21 protein-coding genes are annotated in these 21,533 nt (G+C 47.7%); 14 read left to right on the forward strand and 7 right to left on the reverse strand.

Annotated elements, in window-relative coordinates; translation table 11 throughout:
• Positions 1-15: 15 nt before the first annotated feature.
• Positions 16-1,119, reverse strand: a complete 1,104-nt coding sequence (locus PWYN_RS28075) for an FUSC family protein (protein ID WP_052087926.1) — start codon at positions 1,117-1,119, stop codon at positions 16-18.
• Between the two features lie 245 nt (positions 1,120-1,364).
• On the opposite strand from PWYN_RS28075, the gene PWYN_RS13100 reads away from it, so the two are divergent.
• Genes PWYN_RS13100 through PWYN_RS13115 form a run of 4 tightly spaced genes read left to right on the forward strand, consistent with a single transcriptional unit; the run spans position 1,365 to position 5,172 of the window.
• Complete coding sequence (locus PWYN_RS13100; protein WP_052087927.1) at positions 1,365-2,489, forward strand: ABC transporter ATP-binding protein; 1,125 nt, start codon at positions 1,365-1,367, stop codon at positions 2,487-2,489.
• Positions 2,479-3,291 carry an ABC transporter permease gene (locus PWYN_RS13105; RefSeq protein WP_036652314.1) on the forward strand — a complete coding sequence of 271 codons (813 nt, stop codon included), beginning with the start codon at positions 2,479-2,481 and terminating at the stop codon, positions 3,289-3,291. The genes PWYN_RS13100 and PWYN_RS13105 overlap by 11 nt, the downstream gene beginning before the upstream one ends.
• The gene (locus tag PWYN_RS13110) at positions 3,281-4,102 is read left to right on the forward strand and encodes an ABC transporter permease (protein WP_036652316.1); all 822 of its coding nucleotides are present in this window, start codon (positions 3,281-3,283) and stop codon (positions 4,100-4,102) included. The genes PWYN_RS13105 and PWYN_RS13110 overlap by 11 nt, the downstream gene beginning before the upstream one ends.
• Positions 4,099-5,172 (forward strand): ABC transporter substrate-binding protein, encoded by a 1,074-nt coding sequence (locus PWYN_RS13115; protein ID WP_036652320.1) that lies wholly within the window; start codon positions 4,099-4,101, stop codon positions 5,170-5,172. Before PWYN_RS13110 ends, PWYN_RS13115 begins: the two co-directional genes overlap by 4 nt.
• Positions 5,173-6,322: 1,150 nt before the next feature.
• Here the strand turns inward: PWYN_RS13115 and PWYN_RS13120 are convergent.
• The 4 genes from PWYN_RS13120 to PWYN_RS13135 form a co-directional block, all read right to left on the reverse strand.
• Positions 6,323-7,000 carry a DUF559 domain-containing protein gene (locus PWYN_RS13120; RefSeq protein ID WP_036652322.1) on the reverse strand — a complete coding sequence of 226 codons (678 nt, stop codon included), beginning with the start codon at positions 6,998-7,000 and terminating at the stop codon, positions 6,323-6,325.
• Between the two features lie 149 nt (positions 7,001-7,149).
• Positions 7,150-7,980 (reverse strand): class I SAM-dependent methyltransferase, encoded by an 831-nt coding sequence (locus tag PWYN_RS13125; RefSeq protein ID WP_036652324.1) that lies wholly within the window; start codon positions 7,978-7,980, stop codon positions 7,150-7,152.
• A 65-nt stretch (positions 7,981-8,045) separates the two neighbouring features.
• On the reverse strand, positions 8,046-8,906 hold the full coding sequence (locus PWYN_RS13130; protein ID WP_036652326.1) for a 1,4-dihydroxy-6-naphtoate synthase: 861 nt from the start codon (positions 8,904-8,906) through the stop codon (positions 8,046-8,048).
• Complete coding sequence (locus PWYN_RS13135; protein WP_036652327.1) at positions 8,907-9,590, reverse strand: futalosine hydrolase; 684 nt, start codon at positions 9,588-9,590, stop codon at positions 8,907-8,909.
• 494 nt (positions 9,591-10,084) lie between these two features.
• Between PWYN_RS13135 and PWYN_RS13140 the strand changes: the two genes are divergently transcribed.
• The 5 genes from PWYN_RS13140 (at position 10,085) to PWYN_RS13160 (ending at position 14,423) form a co-directional block, all read left to right on the forward strand.
• Positions 10,085-11,536 (forward strand): IS1182 family transposase, encoded by a 1,452-nt coding sequence (locus PWYN_RS13140; RefSeq protein ID WP_052087777.1) that lies wholly within the window; start codon positions 10,085-10,087, stop codon positions 11,534-11,536.
• Positions 11,537-11,866: 330 nt separating this feature from the next.
• Positions 11,867-12,343, forward strand: a complete 477-nt coding sequence (locus PWYN_RS13145) for a MarR family winged helix-turn-helix transcriptional regulator (protein WP_036652329.1) — start codon at positions 11,867-11,869, stop codon at positions 12,341-12,343.
• Between the two features lie 111 nt (positions 12,344-12,454).
• Entirely contained in the window at positions 12,455-12,856 is a 402-nt protein-coding gene (locus PWYN_RS13150; RefSeq protein WP_036652332.1) for a DoxX family protein, read from the forward strand.
• A gap of 17 nt (positions 12,857-12,873) precedes the next feature.
• On the forward strand, positions 12,874-13,818 hold the full coding sequence (locus PWYN_RS13155; RefSeq protein ID WP_036652334.1) for a ring-cleaving dioxygenase: 945 nt from the start codon (positions 12,874-12,876) through the stop codon (positions 13,816-13,818).
• Positions 13,819-13,820: 2 nt separating this feature from the next.
• The gene (locus PWYN_RS13160) at positions 13,821-14,423 is read left to right on the forward strand and encodes an alpha/beta hydrolase (protein ID WP_036652336.1); all 603 of its coding nucleotides are present in this window, start codon (positions 13,821-13,823) and stop codon (positions 14,421-14,423) included.
• A 149-nt stretch (positions 14,424-14,572) separates the two neighbouring features.
• Here the strand turns inward: PWYN_RS13160 and PWYN_RS13165 are convergent, their stop codons facing one another.
• Positions 14,573-14,875 (reverse strand): hypothetical protein, encoded by a 303-nt coding sequence (locus PWYN_RS13165; RefSeq protein ID WP_157261153.1) that lies wholly within the window; start codon positions 14,873-14,875, stop codon positions 14,573-14,575.
• A gap of 135 nt (positions 14,876-15,010) precedes the next feature.
• Positions 15,011-15,799, reverse strand: coding sequence for a helix-turn-helix domain-containing protein (locus PWYN_RS13170; RefSeq protein WP_036652340.1), 789 nt, complete (start codon positions 15,797-15,799; stop codon positions 15,011-15,013).
• 141 nt (positions 15,800-15,940) lie between these two features.
• On the opposite strand from PWYN_RS13170, the gene PWYN_RS13175 reads away from it, so the two are divergent.
• From PWYN_RS13175 to PWYN_RS13195, 5 genes are all read left to right on the forward strand, one after another.
• Entirely contained in the window at positions 15,941-16,942 is a 1,002-nt protein-coding gene (locus PWYN_RS13175; protein WP_036652342.1) for a DUF1835 domain-containing protein, read from the forward strand.
• 164 nt (positions 16,943-17,106) lie between these two features.
• Positions 17,107-18,336: a multidrug effflux MFS transporter gene (locus PWYN_RS13180; RefSeq protein ID WP_036652345.1), complete on the forward strand. Its 1,230-nt coding sequence runs from the start codon at positions 17,107-17,109 to the stop codon at positions 18,334-18,336.
• 1 nt (position 18,337) lies between these two features.
• A complete protein-coding gene (locus tag PWYN_RS13185) occupies positions 18,338-19,255 on the forward strand; it encodes a DMT family transporter (RefSeq protein ID WP_036652347.1) in 918 nt (305 codons plus the stop codon).
• A gap of 338 nt (positions 19,256-19,593) precedes the next feature.
• A complete protein-coding gene (locus PWYN_RS13190; RefSeq protein WP_036652349.1) occupies positions 19,594-20,577 on the forward strand; it encodes an aldo/keto reductase in 984 nt (327 codons plus the stop codon).
• A gap of 91 nt (positions 20,578-20,668) precedes the next feature.
• On the forward strand, positions 20,669-21,529 hold the full coding sequence (locus PWYN_RS13195) for a nitroreductase family protein (protein ID WP_036652352.1): 861 nt from the start codon (positions 20,669-20,671) through the stop codon (positions 21,527-21,529).
• The last annotated feature ends 4 nt before the right edge of the window (positions 21,530-21,533 follow it).

A 21,533-nucleotide genomic window follows, 5' to 3' on the forward strand; every position in this document is an offset into this window, starting at 1 on the left:
AGGGACGCTCCAAAGCTATAGCTTTTGGGAGAGTCCCTTTTTCACAAATCGAACGGCCCGAGCCATCTCAAGCCCCGATGGATCACTAGCCGCAGCGTAGGTATCAAACTCTGCACGCTCTACCTCGTCAAGCAATCGGTTTAAATGAGAGAAAACAGCTCCGAGATCGCGGATGGCTGTCAAGGAACACCGTCCTTGCAGATCTGAAAAGCTGGCAAGCTGCAGCTCACGAGCGCGGCGGAGGTTATCCGCAAGTGAAGTCTGGCAATCAGCATCCTCAGACAGAGCTTTGGTGCCATAGATGGCAATACAGTCGGCGGTAACTTCTACTATCTCTATCATCCAGTCGGCGGCTACATAATGCGACGGGATGAGCTGTATCTCTTCCGCAATTCCTTTTATATACGAATGAATTACCTTCAAGTGGGCTGTCGAAGTCATCAGCTTCTTCAGTTCGCTCCGGTATTTGTAGTGGGATAAGGTGAAATGCAGCTCTTTCTGCTCCTGCCCCCCGCGCTTAAGCCATCGGCCTGCCTGATCTAGAGCATCCGCAGCCTGCTTATATCCGCGTCCACCCGTAGCAAGGCCGCTGAGTGCATCTGCCAGTAATAGACTGCTCTCATAGGTCATGCGTTTGGCCTTGACGAAGGCATTAGGGGGAACAATAATAATATTAATTATTACGGCTATGGCTACACCAATGAAGGTCTCGGTGATTCGCCACAGAACGTAGCTGTCCTGATAGAAGCTAAGTGCAAGGATCGAAGTGACACCGATTTGCGTAACGGCCTGGATATTAATGCGGCAGGCGGTGGCAACTCCGATTCCAAGCAGCAGCATGATCAGAATAGAGAAGCCGCCTACATCGAAGAAGCGCCCTACGAAAAGACTGACAACTCCCCCGAGGAATATGCCAAGTAGTCGGTAAATACCCTTTTCGAGTGAAGCCTTCACGGTTCCCTGAGTAATAAGAATCGCAGCAAGCGGTGCAAAGTATAAAAATTGATTGCCATATAAAGCATTTACGGCCATCCAGGAGAGGGACGCGGCAAGCGTTACCCGTATCATATAAAGTGATAAACCATATCTCTCAAGGCGGTTTTGTAACCCCTCGTTCATGTCCTTCATCTCTTTTCATAAAATTAGGAAACAGAGCATTATCTTTCAGTCATTTACATTATAGCACCGGGCAGTGGGCAGAATTTAGTTCAGTTCTTACGAACTTGTTAAGTTTTAAAATTGGGAGTTTTAAAGGATAGACTATCGCAAATGTATGATATTTCCTATATGCTATATCTATTAATAATATGTCGAATAAAAGAGAATAAGCACTTCATAAAAATGGACTATTTTAAGTAGGGAGGTTGTTTGCTATAGCTGTCGAGGAAGGGACTATCATTTCTTTTGCCGAGGTTACTAAGCGGTATGACGACGAAGATCCAGTATTAAAGGGAGTAAGTTTTGAGATTGAAAAGGGAAAGTTCTATACGCTGCTAGGTCCGTCCGGCTGTGGAAAAACAACTATATTGCGTCTGATCGCGGGATTTGCGGAGCCGACAGAGGGCTCTATTTATCTGAACGGTAAAATCATTAACCACATTCCCGCCAACGAACGGCAGGTCAATACGGTGTTTCAGGATTACGCGTTATTTCCGCACTTGAATGTTTTTGAGAATGTGGCCTTTGGTCTACGCATTAAGAAGCTGAAAAAAGATGTAATCGCGCAAAAGGTTCAGGAAGCGCTGCGTTTCGTCAATCTGGTCGGCTATGATCAGCGTGCCATTAATGAAATGTCGGGAGGTCAGCGTCAGCGTGTGGCGATTGCCCGAGCGATTGTTAACGAGCCGCAGGTATTGCTGTTGGATGAACCGCTGTCTGCTCTGGATTTGAAGCTGCGTACGGAGATGCAGTATATTTTGCGTGAAATGCAGCAGCGGCTGGGGATCACCTTTATTTTTGTTACGCATGATCAAGAGGAAGCACTGGCGATGTCAGACTGGATTTTTGTTATGAATAAAGGGAAAATCGAGCAAAGCGGCACGCCAAACGACATCTATGATGAGCCGATTAACCGGTTCGTAGCAGACTTCATTGGGGAATCGAATATCGTTCCCGGCGTGATGATTGAGGATTATCTAGTGGAGTTCAATGGTCACCGCTTTGAGTGTGTAGATGCTGGGGTTAAACCTAATGAGTCTGTAGAGATTGTGATCCGTCCGGAGGATCTTGAGATCTCCACACTGGAACAGGGTAAGCTGCGGGTGCGTGTAGATTCCCAGTTGTTCCGAGGCGTTCATTATGAGATCAGTTGTTATGATGAATCTGGGCATGAGTGGCTCGTCCATTCAACACGTAAGGCGGTTGTAGGCAGTGAAATCGGTCTGTACTTCGATCCAGAAGCGATCCATGTGATGAGGTTCGGTGAAACGGAGGAAGAATTCGACAGACGTCTCGAAGCTTACAGCGAGGTGGAGAGCCATGAACAATAAGGGCAAGTCGTATTACCTAATCCCTTATTATTTATGGATTGCTTTATTCGTAGTGGCTCCGGTCCTACTAATTATCTATTACTCTTTATTTGATCTGGATGGACATCTGACGCTGGATAATTATGTTAACTTTTTTACACCTGTTTATCTGAAAATGACGCTGAACTCCTTTTGGTACGCGTTTTTGATTACAGTCTTTTCACTCCTGATCGCGTATCCGGCGGCATATTTACTGACCCGAACCAAGCATAAGCAATTATGGCTGTTGCTGATTATTTTGCCGACATGGATTAATCTGCTGCTCAAAACTTACGCTTTCATTGGCATATTCGGCACCTTCGGGCCCGTGAATACTTTCCTGGATGTGTTAGGAATCGGGGAACAGCAAATTCTGTTTACAGGCTTCAGCTTCGTGTTCGTATCCGTCTATATATTTATACCGTTTATGATTCTGCCGATTTACAGTGCGCTTGAGGAGCTTAATCTATCACTGTTGGATGCGGCCCGGGATTTGGGTGCTTCCAGCTGGACAACGTTCAGACGGGTTATTTTTCCGCTGACGATTTCGGGTGTTCGTTCCGGCTGTATGGCTGTTTTCATCCCGGCCTTATCCTTATTTATGATTACTCGCCTGATTGCTGGAAGCCGGGTTATTACACTCGGTACCGCGATTGAGCAGCATTTTCTCGTCACACAGGATTGGGGTATGGGTTCGACGGTTGCGGTTTTCCTGATTGCCATTATGGCGCTCTTTATGATTCTGTGGGGCGGTTCTCGAAAAGAGGTGCGGCATGAGAAATAATAACCGATTCTCCAATGTGTATCTGGTTCTGGTCTTTGCCGTTCTTTATGCACCGATTTTTTATCTGATGTATTACTCCTTCAATAGCGGGGGGACCATGCATGGGTTTGAAGGCTTTACGCTTGACTACTATCGTGAGGTAATTCATGATACCCGGCTGATGATTATTGTCATTAATACGCTGGTTATCGCGCTTTTGTCCTCGGCTATTGCGACTATTATTGCGATTGTGGGGGCGCTGGCGATTCAGCGTATCCGTGACCGACGGGCGAAAAATGCTTTGCTGTCGTTGAACAATGTGCTTATCGTCAGTCCGGACGTCATTATCGGGGCATCCTTCCTGATCCTGTTCACCATCGTGGGCATTAAGCTAGGGTTTACGTCGGTGCTGCTGTCACATGTAGCCTTTAGCGTACCTATTGCTGTATTGATGATATTGCCTCATTTGCAGGATATGAGTCCAACCTTAACGGATGCCGCTAGAGATTTGGGGGCGAGCCGCAGGGATGTGTTAACGAAGGTTATTTTGCCGATTATTAAGCCGGGGATATTTAGTGGATTTTTTATGGCGCTCACGTATTCTTTGGATGATTTTGCGGTTACATTCTTTGTGACTGGCAATGGGTACTCCACGTTATCGGTTGAGATTTATTCCAGAGCCCGGCAGGGGGTATCCCTATCCATTAATGCGCTATCGACGATGATCTTTCTGTTTACCATCATGCTAGTGGTGGGGTACTACTTCCTGAATCGCCGAAAAGCGCGCCCGAATGTCGCTGAGCCTGTTGCTGACTTGGGGGTGCCTAGATGAAACAGCTAGTAAATACGTTGTTGGCTATTATTTTTACGGCGTTTGCCCTCATGTATTTGGGTGCATGGATGAACTCCAATGAAGGGTATTCCGGAGAAAATACACTGACGATCTACAACTGGGGAGATTATATCGAGCCTGAGCTGCTGGAAGAATTCGAGGCGGAGACGGGAATCACGGTCATCTATCAGACCTTTGATTCCAATGAAGCGATGCTGACCAAGGTGGAGCAGGGTGGAACCACATTTGATGTAGTCATCCCTTCTGATTATGCCATCGCTAAGATGAAGGAAGAGAAGCTGCTGGTACCGTTGGACTCTGCTAAAATCCCGAACTTGTCTAATATTGATCCACGGTTTATGGATCTTTCGTTCGATCCGGGCAATCTGTACTCCGTGCCATATTTCTGGGGAACGGTTGGGATCATTTACAATCCGGAAATGACACAGGGCATAGACTTTACGAGTTGGGACTCCCTATGGGACAAGAGGCTGAACAACAGCATATTCCTGGTGGACGGTGCCCGTGAGGTGATGGGCATGGCGCTCAACAGTCTGCATTATTCCGTGAATGATCAGGATGAGGAGCATTTACAGGAAGCGCTCACCAAGTTGAATAAGCTCTCGCCTAATGTAAAGGCTATTGTCGGAGACGAGATTAAAATGCTGCTGGCGAATGAGGAAGCTGCCGTAGGCATCGTATGGTCAGGTGATGCATCCGAGGTTATGAGTGAGAATGACAAGCTTGAATACGTTGTACCCGAGGAAGGCTCCAATAAGTGGTTCGACAATATGGTCATCCCACGCACAGCGGCTAATGTTGACGGGGCGCATCAATTCATCAATTTCATGCTGCGGCCTGAGATTGCCGCCAAGAACGCGGAATACGTCGGCTATTCCACACCTAACGTTGAAGCGCTGAAGTTGCTCCCGTCTGAGGTGTCGGAGGATACACGCTTTTACCCGCCTGCCGAGATTACCGACCGGCTGGAAGTGTACGACAATCTTGGCAAACGAATGCTCGCCCATTACAATGAGCTGTTCTTGAAGTTTAAGATGAATAAGAAATAATGCGGTTGGATCGGTAAAGAACAAGGAAGCTAATGGGAGCGACTCTGTGCAGAATTTCTGCATAGGGTCGCTTTTTGGGTTCTAAGAGTAAACGGCGAACCAGCTACCTAACAAACGTGACAAACGTGACAAACGTGACAAACGTGACAAACGTGACAAACGTGACAAACGTGACAAATCCTAGTAACCCGTAGCCCGCACTGCGCTCACTTAGCAGACAAGCCGACTACCTAGTAATTCGGTAACCGAATATCTAAGCCCACCAAGTAACCAGTCTACACCAAACAACACCAAACAACACCAAACACAGAAAACCCAGCACGCCCACCTACACCAAGCTACTCCAAATCACACCAGGCCCACCAACTCTACCAAATTATCTTTACCAAATAAAATTAGATGGAAAATATCCCTCTAAAGTAGTTAATCTGAAGGGTGGATACAATTTAGAGGGAATAAATCCCTCTAAAAGAAGGATAAGGGCATAAATTAGCCATTTTTGAAGCAAATCAGCAGAAATAGAGGGAATATATCCCTCTAAATAGTTTTATATCGTGTTTACGGAGAAATTAGAGGGATTATTTCCTATTAAATATGACCAACTAGTTACTTAGACTCCATCAGCCAGACTAACTAATTACTCAACGACTCCATTTACCCGGCGACCTCCGATAATATGACCAACTAGTTACTTAGACCCCATCAACCAGACTAACTAATTACTCAACGACTCCATTTACCCGGCGACCTCCGATAATATGACCAACTAGTTACTTAGACCCCATCAACCAGACTAACTAATTACTCAACGACTCCATTTACCCGGCGACCTCCGATAATATGAACAACCAGTTACTTAGACCCCATCAACCAGACTAACTAGTTACTCAACGAACTCAACCAACCAGACGATCGGCTTTCTCGACCAATTATCATGTTGTTACTTTAGTCCGCTTAAAATTAGAGGGAAAGAATCCCTCTAATTTGGTTTATTAAAGGGATGGATGGGGTTTAGAGGGAATAGATCCCTCTAAATCAGGGGGAAAGGTATATATAAGCCGAATTGAGAAAAACAGTGGATTTAGTGGGAAAAAATACCTATAAATAGTCATATAACGTGTTTATGGGGAATTAGAGGGATTTTTTCCCATTAATTATTATTAAAGTATTCTAGAGCGCTCCGAGATAATTCGTATCGGACGATTCTTTGCTGGCTGCCGCGATAGGAGGGGATCAGCCAACCTTTTGTACACATACTCTGCAGCAGTCGGATGGCTGTTTTGGGATCCATATCAAAGTGTTGAATGACATCCTTTGGACGAAGTGGTTGAGCTGATACTAAGGCGAGACAAAGGATCTCTTTTTCCGCAAGGTGAGTGTGTGTGACGTTGGTCTGGGCAGGCTGATACCGGTTTAGTACCATACGCAGCAATGTGATACAGAGGTCGGGGCGCTGTTCAACGTCATCGTATGCAAAGGAAATTACGTGGTATCCCATAGCATAAAGGAAGGTCTCACGATTTAGTTCATTGCAGTATTTTTGGCGGTCCATGTCTCGAACATGTGATGAATACCCTTTAATTTCAATAAGCAGTTTTGTATAACCTGGTAACCAGGCAAAGTCGGCAAAATAAGACCTCCCCCTCCAATCAGAAACCTCGTATTCAGGATGTAGGTTTTCTAAATTTCCCTTAAGCGGCCACCAAATATGTCGGAGAAACAGTATCTCGCCATGACCGTGCCCTCTTTCCAACCGCCCCAAACGTTCACCTGTTCTCTTGGTCGCATGCTGCTGAATAAACGTTGTATGTATCTCTTCAAATTTCATCGACACCACTCCCCTCAGAAAAATAGAAAACGCCCCGGATCTACTCGGATGGAGTAGATTCGGGACGTTCTTCGTCTCATATATTCGTTAGTATAGGTTAATTATAAGAATATGACTAGTACCTCAATTTGAGCGGGAGGGCTGTAACATTATTTTATTCCCAACCGCATCCTGTAGCTAATCAGTACCTCCATGGTTCTCCCGTTGAAGTACTTTTCAACAGCTGTCTGAAATTCGGAAATATCCTGTGACAGATCAGGTGTACCCAGTTTCAACACGGTCTGTATACCGCCTTGACTAAGAGTGAGGCCGATATATCGCTTCGCATTACAAGGCTCCGTATTGTGAAAAACGATTTCTCTGGAAAAAGAGAAGCCTTTATTGGCTTGAATTCGGGATAGAAGCTCTTCTTTTCTCCATTTATGTGCTCTATCTTCCGGTGGTAGCAGACGGGTTACGATGTCATCAGCTTTGGCGACCAAGTGTTTATAACGCGTCTCGATACTAGGTAGGAGCATCAGAGGCCAATCACAATCGTAAGCTGCAAAAACACCGCCTTTTCTCAAAACACGTAAGACTTCCGTTAATGTACTCACCGGCTCCATCCAATGAAAGGACTGGGAGCAAGTAACGATGTCTACGCTTTCTGAGGCTAGGTTAAGGTTGTTTGCATAGTCTTGAGCAAAGGATATGTTGCTGGCAACACCATCTTTGTTTCGTAGACTTAGTTTCTCTAATGCTTTATCGAGCATATCCGAGTTAGGCTCTATGCCAATTACCGCTTTCGCGGATTCTTCCCACAAAAACGTTGATAAACCGGTGCCACATCCTATATCTACAACAAGTGAAGGGAAAGCTCCTAAGTAATTTTTAAGCAGGGTGGTTACCAGAACGGGTGCCTCCGGTCGATAACGGTCGTATTCCTCTTGAAATCCCAAAAAACGATCAATGTTAGCTTGGCTGTTGCCTTCCGGAATCATCATATCCCTCCATGCGTGAATACTATCATGTGTAACAGAACAGTAGCTAAGTATGAAAATAAATACTACCGGAGCAGTGCAGGATCAACAGCAGGCACAAGTCCCTCGGCGGCGGCACGCTCCAGCAGGGCAGAGATAGCGGCGTATCCGCTGTCGCCCAGATTCATAGAGAATTCATTAACATATAGATCAATATGTGATTTGGCTACTTCAGGAGCCAGCTCCTGCGCATGACTTAGAACATAGTCACGAGAAGCGGTGGGATGATCCCAAGCATATTGGAGTGAGCTGCGAATCCACCCTGTGATGGCTTCTGTATCGAGATCACGTCGGGCAATAATCGCACCAAGCGGAATAGGTAGACCGGTATCCTCTTCCCACCAACTGCCCAGATCGGTCAGCATGTGGAGACCGTAAGAGGAGTAGGTGAAGCGGGCTTCATGAATGACCAACCCGGCATCGATTTGGCCATCGCGTACAGCAGGCATTATCTCATCGAAAGGCATAACAATAATTTCACCAATACCGTCTGGGACATGCTGTGCTGCCCATAAACGGAATAACAGATACGCTGTAGACCGCTCACTCGGTACAGCGATGGTGCGTCCAGTAAGTCCTGCTGGGCGCTTCACAGCTAAAGGCCCCCCAGCCGTCAGAAGCAGCGGGCCGCAGCCCCGGCCCAGTGCACCGCCGCAAGGGAGGAGCTTGTACTGCTCCAAAGCCCATGGTAGAGCAGCATAGGAGATCTTGAGGACTTCAGGACCCTTGCCTTCCGCTGCTAGACCATTAGTTATATTAATATCCGCATAGGTTACATTCAGTTTAGGTGCACCGGGTACTAGCCCGTGCGCCAATGCATGGAATACAAAGGTATCATTAGGACATGGAGAGAATGCAATATTAAGCTCTTGGGTGTTTATTGTCATTTATAGCACCTCCAGTAATATAGTTGCGGCTGCCGTGAGTGCTTCCAAGGCATCGCCGATCTTCCAAGCAGCCCGGTCACGCGGGCCGACCGGGTTCGAGATGGCGCGGATCTCCAGCGCCATCAGCCCCAGCGCCTGGGCGGCCACGGCAACCCCGTGGCCTTCCATCGCTTCTGCGGCCGCGCCCGGTACGCGCGCCGCGAGAGCGGCGGCCGTCTCCGCCGTGCCGGTCGCCGTCGAGACCGTAAGCACGGGACCCGTGCTTACCGGAAGCCCGGCCGCTGCCAGCGCGGCCGCAACCGCCTGCACCGTGCCGGGGTCAGCCGGCACGGACACGCTGCCGAAGCCGAGCTCGGCAGCGCTGCGGAAGCCCTCCGGCGTCTCCGCCCCGAGGTCGGCGGCTATCATCTCGCTGGCAACGACCAGCGAGCCTAGGGGCGCCCGACCCGGGAACCCGCCGCCGATCCCGGCGCTGATGACGCAGCCGTAGGACCCGGCTGCCAAGGCCGCGGCAGTTCCTGCCGCCGACGCTGCGGTACCTGCGCCCGCAGCCACAACGTGGAACCTATCGCTGCCCTTAAGGCCGCGAAGGACCGCGTCCCGCTCCGCTGCGACTGCCGTTACGATCAGTACGCGCCTTTGCTCCACAGCTTCGCCCGTGGAGTTTCTGAAGTGTTCAGTCATATCGCTGCCTCCTTAAACCTGTGTTCTTATATCGCAGTCTCTTATTAAAGTAGTCTTCTTCAAAAGCTGCCTCCGTAAATTATTGCTTCCTTAAATATCGCTATCTTTGTATCTCTCAGTCTTCTTTTAACGCTGTCATCGTATATCAATATATTCTTGTACGAATATATTCTTCAATACTGCTGACTCTTTTATCTTATGAATTCTCTGTAAAACTTTCGGCTCAACACCAAAATCAGTGCTTTACAGGTGACGAGAAAGACAGAAATCCGTTACGCCAATAGAGGGGTTTTCTCCCTCTATTTCTGTACCTGGTACCCCGTTTGGGCAATTAAAGGGGATTTCGCCTGCTAATTTTGAGGATACACCTCTTTGGGGCGATATGGGTAAGATTATAGGGATATTTTCAGACTGTTGAGAAAGTCCGAATTTCAACACGACACCGCGTTAATTTGGTATAATATAGATAACTTTGCTAGAAAGCGCGGTGTCTTATGTTAAACGAAAAAGATCAAGGGGATAGCGGAAAATATCAAATGGAGATGGTTTGTTTAGACCAGTTGGTTCCCTCCGATCACCTCCTTCGTTTGGTCGAAAAACATGTGGATTTTTCGTTCATTACCGAAAAGGTACGCCCTTATTATAGTGCAACCCAAGGAAGACCTTCGATTCCACCCATCCGTTTATTCAAAATGATGCTGATTGGCTACCTGTTTAACATTCGTTCCGAACGCATCCTTGAGCAGGACATTAACGTTAACCTTGCCTACCGGTGGTTTTTAGGCCTGGGCCTTAGTGAACCAGTTCCGGACCATTCCACGATTAGTTATAACCGGAATGGACGATTTCAGGGAACCGATGTCTTCCAGGAAATCTTCGACGAAGTGGTGCGGCTTGCCATTTCCCACCGCATGATTGCGGGGCGGCTCTTAATTACAGATTCGACGCACATCGAGGCGAATGCCAATAAAAATCGTTATACGCAGCAAATGACGAGTGAGTCCCCGCACGCCTATCTGCAAGAGTTGGAGACCGCAGTCCATGAAAGCCGCCGTGCTCACGGGAAAAAGCCATTAGCTCCTCCACGCGGGAAACGGGAGGAGGAGCCCAAAAAACTGAAAGTGAGCCTGACTGATCCAGAGAGCGGCTACATGAATCGTAAGAACAAACCGGAAGGATTCTTTTACTTAGACCACCGGACGGTTGACCACAAATACAATATGATTACCGATGTGTATGTGACGCCAGGCAATGTCAATGATTCAACCGTGTATATGGAGCGCTTAACCCGGCAACTGGAGACCTTTGGTTTTCGAGACACCCTCGAAGCCATAGCCTTGGATTCCGGATACATGGTGCCCCATATTTGCAAACAAACGACGCCATGGATGACTGTAATTGCCGAGCGGAAACCACCCAGCAAACCCGGCTTTCTCACGAAAGAAGACTTTACCTATGATGCGAAAAAGGATGTATACGTATGTCCATTAGGACAACCACTCACGTACCGAACGACGAACCGACAAGGCTACAACGAGTATATATCATCCAAGGGGCACTGCGCGGCTTGCCCGAAAGTCACTCAATGTACTGAAAACTCCAAGCACCAGCGTACGATTCAGCGGCATGTATGGGAAGACTTCAAAGAGAAAGTACACCAAAACCGGAAAAGTCCCGAAGGCGAGAAAATCTACAAATACCGCGCTCAAACCATTGAGCGTAGCTTTGCTGATGCCAAAAATCTCCACGGGTACCGTCGATGCCGAATGCGGGGCAAAGCCAAGATGCAGGAACAGGCATTGATGACGGCCATTGCACAGAATCTGAAGAAAATGGCCCGTCACTTAGCAAAGATGGAGGCCTATGCTTTTCATTTGTGTATGAAAAAGAGTAACCTTCACTACTTTAACCGTCATTTGGGTTTCCGCATGATATTTGCAGCTTGAAAGTTTGCTTTCTCAACAGTCTGATATTTTCCCTTTAATCTCAAATTGATGGCGTTTCGGTCGTATTAGCGGGCATTTTCCCCTCTAATTCGCCGAAGGACGGGTCCGCAACCCGGATTCGGCTAGCTGTAAGCATTCCTTTGTTCGCAAGGAAAAGGATACGCCGTTTTAGAGGTCAGGTCAAACAGGGTTGAATCATTTTGTGAAAAGCATTTGACAAAACCTTTTTATGGAGTTATATTTATCTTAATTTAAAGATACTTAACTTAAAGGGAATCAAAAAGTACGCATTTAAATACATTAGAACATATAGGATAGGAGGTGGAATAAATGAGCGAATTCGAAGGGTTGGAGCAAGAGAGTAAAGACAGCTTCGTGTGTGATAAGGATCAGGCATCTTCGCTGAAATTGTTCGTGGTGTTGTCGAAAGCTTACCGGAGCTTAATGGATCAGGCTGTTAAGGATATGAAGAGCTACGGGCTGTCATCCGCAGAGTTTATGGTGCTAGAAGTGTTGTATCACCGTAACCGTATTCCGCTTCAGCAGATTGGAGAGAAGATTCTAGTCACAAGCGGAAGCATTACGTACAATATTGATAAACTGGAGAACAAGGGATTCATGAAACGCGTTCCCAGCAGCGAAGATCGTCGAGTTACGTATGCGGAGATCACTGAGGCAGGGCGGGAGCTTTTTGACACCATATTTCCTCTTCATGTCTCTTCCATCCATGCTCTTATGGGCGGGTTGAATACCGAAGAGAAGGATCAGGCCATAGACTTTTTGAAGAAGCTGGGTAAAGGCGTTTAGAGTGGCTCCCAAGACTCGCGCCTCCAGCCAAGATTTTTAAGAATACAAATTTTTTTATCAAATATCTTAAGGTTAAGATAATAAAAACAAAGAGAATGGAGAGTGTTAAAAATGGTAAGTGTAGGATTGTTATTGATAAGATTGGTTATCGGGGTTGCTTTCATAGGACATGGTGCACAAAAGTTGTTTGGATGGTTCGGAGGTTATGGTCCAAAAGGTACCGGCGGCTGGCTGGAGTCTATCGGCATTAAACCGGGTGTTACTATGGCGGTGCTGGCAGGGTTGATGGAGCTTATTGGAGGATTGTTGTTTGCGGCGGGTCTGCTGACTCCTGTTGCAGCGATATTGATTATTGCTACTATGCTCGGGGCCATTGTTAAGGTTCATGCTCCCAACGGTTTTTGGTCCACTTCAAACGGCATTGAGTTCCCATTGACACTGCTCGTGGTAGCAGCCGGTGTGGCGCTTATAGGTCCAGGCTCGATTTCACTTGACGCATTGTTCTTTAACTGAAAAGGGGGAGTATACTAATGACACTTCAAAATGCAGGCATACATCATATTACAGCTTTCGTGGGCGACGCCCAGCGCAATGCTGATTTCTACGCAGGGATTCTCGGACTGCGGCTAGTAAAGAAAACCATTAACTTCGATGCACCTGAGGTCTACCATCTCTATTTCGGGAACGAGAGCGGCGCTCCGGGGACCATCATTACGTTCTTCCCATTTTCAATGGGTCGTAAGGGAAGAATCGGCGGCGGGCAGGTCGGTGTAACGACTTACGCGGTCCCTGTGGGATCACTCGAATTCTGGGAGCAGCGTCTTGCCGCTTATAAGATATCGGTTACCAAAGTAAGTCGTATCTCTGAAAGCTATCTTTCCTTCGCCGATTATGACGGGTTGCGAATCGAGCTTGTGGAACGGGAGGCAGGCCCTCTCAGTACTTGGTCTTTTGCAGGGATTCCTGCAGAGCATGCTATCAAAGGCTTCGGTGGCGCTGTTCTCTACAGCACAAATCCTGAGAAAACGGCAGATACCCTAAGTCGTACTTTGGGAATCGAACGTATTGCTGAAGGGGATGGGTATATCCGTTTCAGAACCACCGCAGATTTGGGGAACATCATTGACCTGAAGGCTGAGCCTGTTCCGATGGGAGCAGGGGGCACGGGCACAGTTCACCATATAGCTTGGCGGGCAAAAGATGATTCCGAGCATCTGGAGTGGGGCCGTCTTGTCCAAAGCCACGGCTACCAGCCAACACCGGTACAGGATCGCCAGTACTTTAACGCCATCTACTTCCGCGAAGAAGGCGGAATTTTATTCGAGATTGCTACCGATCCTCCGGGGTTTGCCCGTGACGAAGAACCGAATGCTCTGGGACAAAAGTTGATGCTTCCAGCCTGGTTTGAGCCACACCGTTCAACGATTGAAGAGAACCTGAGTCCATTTCAAATTCGCGAAATCGAGGTGAAGTAAGGATGAATCATGTATTCCGCAAGGGTACAGATGATAGCAAACCTACGCTTGTCTTGTTCCACGGCACCGGAGGCAATGAGAATGATCTGCTGCCCTTAGCTGATCTGCTCTCACCGGGTTCATCTGTGCTGGGTGTTCGCGGCAATGTGCTGGAGAACGGCATGCCACGTTTCTTCCGGCGCCTCTCGGAAGGGGTATTCGATGAAGCGGATCTCATATTCAGAACGCATGAAACCAAACAGTTCTTGGAGAAGGCAGCCGCCCAATATGGATTCGATGCAAACCATCTGGTCGCCGTTGGCTACTCTAATGGAGCGAATATTGCCGGCAGCCTGCTGTTTCATTATAAAGATGTTTTCCAATCCGCAGTGCTGCTGCACCCGATGGTGCCGCTACGGCGGCGTACACTTCCTTCGTTAGACGAAGTTTCCGTCTTCATCGGAGCAGGAACCAATGATCCCATTTGTCCTCCCGCAGACACTCGTGAACTGGAGGGACTGCTGCAAGGGGCCGGCGCGAAAGTCACGATGCACTGGGGTAATCAGGGACATCGGCTTAGTATGGAGGAAGCCGAGGCAGCAAGGGACTGGCTGTCTGAGCGATAAGAATAAGTAAAGCCCTCTTTCCTGCCTAGGAACGGAGGGCTTTATTGCATGTTGTTGGAGTACATTTCATAATGCGAAAATTTGCATAATTCCACATGCAAAAACTGTAATTAACACTGGATAACGTTCCGAAATCAGCAGGTTTTACACTAACCACCCACTTGTACAGCTGAAATCCTGCACAGAGTACAACAATTCCGCTCCTGAAGCACGTCTGCGGCTGAAATCCTGCACAGAGTACAACAATTCCGCTCCTGAAGCACCGTCTGCGGCTGAAATCCTGCACAGAGTACAACAATTCCGCTCCTGAAGCACCGTCTGCGGCTGAAATCCTGCACAGAGTACAACAATCCCGCTCCTGAAGCACCGTCTGCGCCTAAAATCCTGCACAGTGTACAGCAATTCCGCTCCTGAAGCACCGTCTGCGGCTGAAATCCTGCACAAACACCCATGACGCTAAGGCGTCACCCCCTAAAATGAAAATATAGGATCATCCTCGTTATTTTCGTATAAAAGTACAACACAGTTTTTACCTGGTGAAAAATGTTTATGGATTTGACTTTGTTGGGCATGATTTCACGCAAAGCTCAATTGAATAGGGAAAGAATCCGAGCGGTTATTGAATTCCACAGACGAGGATATTCTTGATGGATTAAGCTTTCTACCTGTTCTGCCTTGATGCTGCTGAAGTCATTGTCTTGAATCGCCAAGGTGTAAGCACCATGCACAGAATCACCAATCGCAATATGTCCGCTTGCATATCCCCCGATGGCTATATGCGAGGCTATGGCACAACCGCCAATAGAGAACACTCCAACAGACAACCCGCCGACCGCAAAGATTCCCACAGCCAAACCACCGACGGCTATGGCGCCCACCGCCAGCCCGCCCATAGATAGAAGTAATCCTATCGCCAGTCCTGCAAAACTGAAGAGACCCAAAGCAAGTGCACCTAAGCATAGACCCCCCAAGGTAATAATGCCTACGGATAGACCGCCTATAGCTATATTACCAACTGCAATAATTCCCTTGGCAACGTATACTCCACGTCCAATGTTTACATGGATCAGTGGAACTCCGAACCAAGTTTTCTTGCTTTTGTATTCATAGTGATACATAAATCTCCGATCAACTGCCGGTTGACTGATATGGGTAATCTCCATAGGAGGGGGATTACTCGGGGCATCCTTTACCAGACTATCCACGCTAACGTTAAACAGCTCGCTTAAGGAAAGCATTTTATCCATCTCAGGATATGATTGCCCCGATTCCCATTTTGAAACGGCTTGCCTAGAAACCCCGATGATCTCTGCCAGCTTTTCTTGCGACATGCCCCTCTGTTTTCTTAATTGTTGCATTTTTTCCGAAAATTCCATTGTTATCACCTCATGTTTATCATATCGTGAAGAAGTATTCATGACTATCAAGTCGAGTTAACATATTGTCAACCTACGGTTGCATCTGCGTGGCATCAGCTATTTTTCTATGTACACAACTATCTATCGAGGAGGAAAACCATGCTGCATATCGTGAATGGGGATTCGGTAGCGAATAAGCTACGACAAGGTATTGTGCAGGATGATATTTTGGTATGGAGGGAAGTTTACCCTCACGGCCCTGTGTTTTCAGATTCGGAAGGTATGGATAACCGTTTGGTTCGGGCAGCTTATTTGGAGCATACCCTGGGAATTCTCAGTTTGGATTATATACAAATCAGTGAGGCTCAGGAAAAGGCGCTGGCGAACTGTCATGCCTATGAGGAAATAGTATTATGGTTCGAGCATGATTTATTTGACCAGACGATGTTATGTTATTTGCTGCATCGGCTCAGCAGACTTCATTTACCGAAAACGAAGCTGAGCCTGTTATGCATTGGTGAGTATCCGGGAATTGAAAGATTTATGGGATTAGGGCAATTAACCGTGGAGCAGTTGAGCCCGTTATATGGAACTTGGAAACTGATTGGTGAACATGAATTGAAGCTGGGCACGGCCTTATGGGAGGCCTATACGTCTCCAAATCCGCAATTGCTTCAGAATGAGTTGGATGAAGACACCTTGGCCCTGCCGTTTGCACATGAGGCGTTTAAAATGCATTTATCACGGTTTCCCTCTACATTTAATGGACTAGGCATCGTAGAACACACTACGCTTGCAAGGATTCATGCTGGAATGAACACGGCATACGAGTTGTTTACAGATGTTGGTAGCACTCTTCATACTTTAGGGATGGGCGATTTAGAATATGCTTATCATTTGAGGGAAATGTCGCAGGCTCCACATCCATTGTTGCAAATCGGTGAATGGACGGAATTTCCTAGGCTTAACCCGGGATCGATGCCTTTTCCTGACGCTATTATTGTATTAACAGAGCTGGGAAACAGGGTGCTGACGGGCGCAGAGGATTGGTTCTCCACAAATGGGATTGATGAATGGTATGGCGGAGTACATCTTCAAGGAGATTCTCCAAAGTGGCGCTGGAATCCCGAACGGCAATGCATCCAGAATATCGTGATTTAGGGCCTTGAACTCCGAATTCAGTAAAAAGACGACAGCAAATCTCCAATAAACGGGGCTTGCTGTCTTTGGTTATAAAAGGATTGAATTTTTCCGCCTCTTTCAGGTAGTATGAGGAATACAAAAAAAGGCCGTAAGGTTGCTTTGGAAAGGTTGACCTAACTCATATGATTAATAGTTTAAAGGAAAGTCACGCTGCAGCATCAATCGTCTCTTCACGGAAGCAGAGACTGCAGCTGGCAGTAATTCTGGGCGGTATTGCAACGATAGGTCCCTTGTCTATTGATATGTACTTGCCGGCACTCCCTGCACTGAGTACCTATTTCGGCACTACAGCTGCCTTGGTGCAGCTTAGCTTGACCTTCTTTTTACTTGGATTAGCTCTCGGTCAGCTGGTGGCAGGCCCTCTTAGCGATGTATATGGACGTCGGCTGCCACTGCTCATAGGGATGATGATTTACGCCGTTTCTTCGCTGCTTTGCGCTTTTGCTCCCTCTATCGGGCTGCTGCTAGCGCTGCGATTGATTCAGGGTTTGGCGGGATCGGTAGGGGTGGTTATTTCACGGGCGGCGGTTCGGGATTTGTATACCGGTTCTGAACTGACAAGATTCTTCTCCCTTCTGATGATTGTGAACGGGCTGGGTCCCATAGTCGCCCCGGTCCTGGGTGGACAACTGCTGCGGGTGACAACATGGCAGGGTGTTTTCATAGTACTGTTTGTGGCTGGACTGCTCTTTTTTGCAACCATTCTTCTAAAATTACCGGAGACCTTACCGAAGGAGCGCCGTTCTAGAAGCGGATTAAAGGGTACTTTGCTTACCTTCCGTTCTTTGCTGGGCAATGCTAAATTCATGGGTTACGCTTTATCGCAGGGCTTCGTCATGGCGGCTATGTTTGCTTATATCTCGGGGTCATCATTCGTTCTGCAAAATATTTTTGGAGTCTCTCCGCAAATATACAGCTTAATCTTCGCTATAAACGGGCTAGGCATTATTATAACCGGGCAGATAGCTGGCAGATTGTCAGGAAGGGTGGGGGAACGCAAACTGTTATTTGCCGGGATTCTTCTCAGTACGCTGGGAGGCTTACTGCTTCTGACTACTGTATTGGCTGGAAGTGGACTTATGCCTACACTAATCTGTCTGTTCGCTGTGGTCGCAAGTGTCGGTATAGTATCTGCTACCACATTCTCACTGGCGATGCAGGATCAAGGGGAAACCGCGGGAAGTGCTTCGGCGCTTCTTGGATTAATACCGCTGCTGCTGGGAGGCTGCGTGGCTCCGTTAGTGGGTCTGGGTGGCGAAGAAACGGCACTTCCTATGGCTATCGTCATTGCCTCTGCTAGTCTTTGTGCATTCATTGCCCATACTGTGCTTGTTAGGGGAGGTAAAGCCTGATATGAGTCGTAAGGATTTGGTTACTCTATTATCGCTGGCGCTCTTATGGGGGGCATCCTTCTTATTCATGCGGATAGCCTCGCCTGCCTTTGGCCCCGTCTTCACAACGGAGCTGCGTGTCAGTCTGGCTGCGCTTACCCTGATCGTCTATGCTCTTCTGCGCAAGCGTCCCATCGGGGTTCTCCGGCACTGGAAGGCCTTTCTTATTCTTGGGGCTATTAATGCCGCACTCCCTTTCACTTTGATCTGTATGGCAGAGCTGCACCTGAGTGCTTCAATGGCAGCTATTCTCAATGCAACAACACCGATGTTCACGGCACTGGCTGCCTGGGGGATGGGGCAAGGGAAACCGGGTTGGTCCAAGAGCATTGGTCTTGTTATTGGGCTGGGCGGTGTGGCTGTTCTGGTAGGATGGAGCCCGGTCCCGATGGAGGGCAAAATTCTGTACTCCGTATTTCTATCTTTAGGAGCTGCATTATCTTATGGTTTCGGCGGTTTGTACGCTTCCCATGCCGGCAAAGGAATAGAGCCGCTGACGCTGGCCATCGGTCAGCAGCTTGGAGCAAGTCTGGTCCTGCTTCCGTTGGCCATTATTTATGCACCGCGTCACCTGCCTCCAGCTTCTGCCATTTATTCGGTCATCGGATTGTCCTTTCTGTGTACTTCTGTGGCCTATTTAATGTATTTCCGTCTGATTCGCAACATAGGTGCTGTGAAGACAGTGACGGTTACGTTTCTTGTGCCGATTTTTGGCATCCTGTGGGGTGTACTTTTCCTGAAGGAATCCCTTTATTTGAACACCGTCGTCGGGCTGGGTATTATTCTGCTTAGTGTAACTTTAGTCAATCGTAAATCCCGCGAGTCCAGCCCGTCCAGCCCGTCCCGTGAGACCAAAACCTTATCCAGCTATATAGATTGAACTTGATAAACTGACAAAAAGGATTGAAGTAACGGAGGGGAATTTTGGAACTGGAGGAGCGATAGCGACCGCCCGAAAGCTTTCCGTAGGAAAGCTCGCTTCGAAAGCATAAGCTGTATCCGGATTTCAACCGCTAAAAGCGGGTTTAATCAAAGAAATCTGGATACAACAGCGGCCGGAGGTCCAACATTCACCGTAGTTACGACCCAAAACCAATGTAGTAAAATCTTAAGTTCATCTTATATAGTTTCTGAATTCCTTGAGCTTACTTGCGTGGAAGCGCTTTTTTGGTTACTCTGAAGAGAGTTTGTGAGACAGAATATTCAGGAGGCGGAAGCATGAATTACCGGCAGTTGGGTAACACGGAACTTTCAATAAGTGAGGTCAGCTTCGGGACATGGGGGATTGGCGGCGATTGGGGAGGCTCAAGCGACAGTGATGCCTTAAAAGGGTTGGGAAAGGCGATAGATAGCGGCGTTAACTTTTTCGATACGGCCGATGTATATGGATCTGGACATGCAGAGCAACTGCTCGCCAAAGCTACGAAGGGCAAAGAGGACACCGTGCACATTGCCACTAAGTTTTGCCGTGCCGGTGATATTCATGATCTGCGGACATATTCTGAGGATGCGGTTAGACAATATTGCGAGCAGAGTCTGAAGCGTCTGGAGCGGGAGGCCATTGACCTCTATCAAATCCACTGTGCGCCGATGGAGATTCTGAAGGACGGACGGGTATTTGAGACGTTGGATAAGTTGAAGTCGGAAGGAAAAATACGTCATTACGGTGTAAGTGTAGAAACGGTGGAGGAAGGCTTACTATGCTTGAATGTACCGGGAGTCAAAGCACTGCAGGTCATATTCAACCTGTTCCGCCAAAAGCCTGCAGAGGAGCTTCTGCCCCAAGCTAAGGCAGCGGGTGTCGGGATATTAGTAAGACTGCCGTTAGCCAGCGGTCTTTTAACCGGGAAGTTCTCGAAGGCTACGGCTTTTGCCGCCAATGACCACCGTAACTTCAATGCAAACGGAGAACACTTCAACGTAGGGGAGACGTTTGCAGGTCTGCCTTTTGAGAAGGGTGTAGAGCTTGCGGAGGAATTGAAGTGGATTGCCGAAGGTCGTGGAGATATGGCTAGAGCCTCCATGCGCTGGCTTCTTGATTTTCCGGAGGTGTCTTGTATCATTCCAGGGTTCAAAAATGTAGCTCAGGTAGATAACAATCTAGGTGCTATAGATGTTCCTATCTTTAGTGACGCTGAAAAGGCCGCTCTTCGGGAGTTTTATAACCAACGGGTCGCCGCACACATCAGAGGCCCTTATTAATATCATAAAATCACAGAATAGCCGTCAAGGTTGCAGCATACTGCGCCGTGGCGGCTGTTTGAATCACGTAGGTTAAAGGGAGTGTATTCGAATGGGAAGCTCGGTCATTGAAATTATTGAGAAACGCAAGTCCGTAAGGGCGTATGAATCAACACCTATTGACCCTGAAGTCTACAATGCGGTTATGGATTATTTAGGACAGGAGGAAAATCTGACGGGACCCTTCGGAGGGAAAGTAAATATCGAATGGATCTGGGCTAAAGGAGATGACGGAGGGAAAGGAATTAAGCTTGGGGCGTATGGCTTGATTCAGAATCCACAGGCTTATTTGGTAGGGCGGATCAAAAATGATAAAAAGGCGCTGGTAGAGTTTGGTTATGTGTTTCATAAGCTCATCTTGTTTGTAACCGGATTGAATCTGGGTACCTGCTGGGTAGGAGGAACATTTAACCGTAATTCATTCGCCCGTGAAGTTCACATGGAGCAGGATGAGATTATCCCTTGTATCACGCCTATCGGCTATGCTCGGGAGAAGCAGCGGTTTCTCGATACTACTTTGCGATATGTAGTTAAAGCCGACAACAAGAAGCCGTGGGAAGAGCTGTATTATGATTCTAACTTTGAGACTAAATTGGCTCGAGAAGAGGCGAATGCCTTGCTAACCCCGCTGGAAATGGTTAGATTAGGGCCTTCTGCCTCTAACAAGCAGCCGTGGAGATTGGTGCTGTCCGAGGATCGGAAAGCCGTGCATTTTTACCTGATACATACTCCTAATTATAGCGGTAATAAATTAGGGTTTGAAATGCAGCGAATCGATATCGGTATTGCGGTCTGTAATTTTCATTTAGTCTGCAAAGAGTTGGGGACCCAAGGCTCTTGGGTGATGATAGACCCGCAATTGAAGATCAAAGATCAACACACCGAATATATTGCCAGTTGGATGATGGCCTAATAAA

The organism is Paenibacillus wynnii, assembly GCF_000757885.1.
Lineage (GTDB): Bacteria > Bacillota > Bacilli > Paenibacillales > Paenibacillaceae > Paenibacillus_AQ > Paenibacillus_AQ wynnii.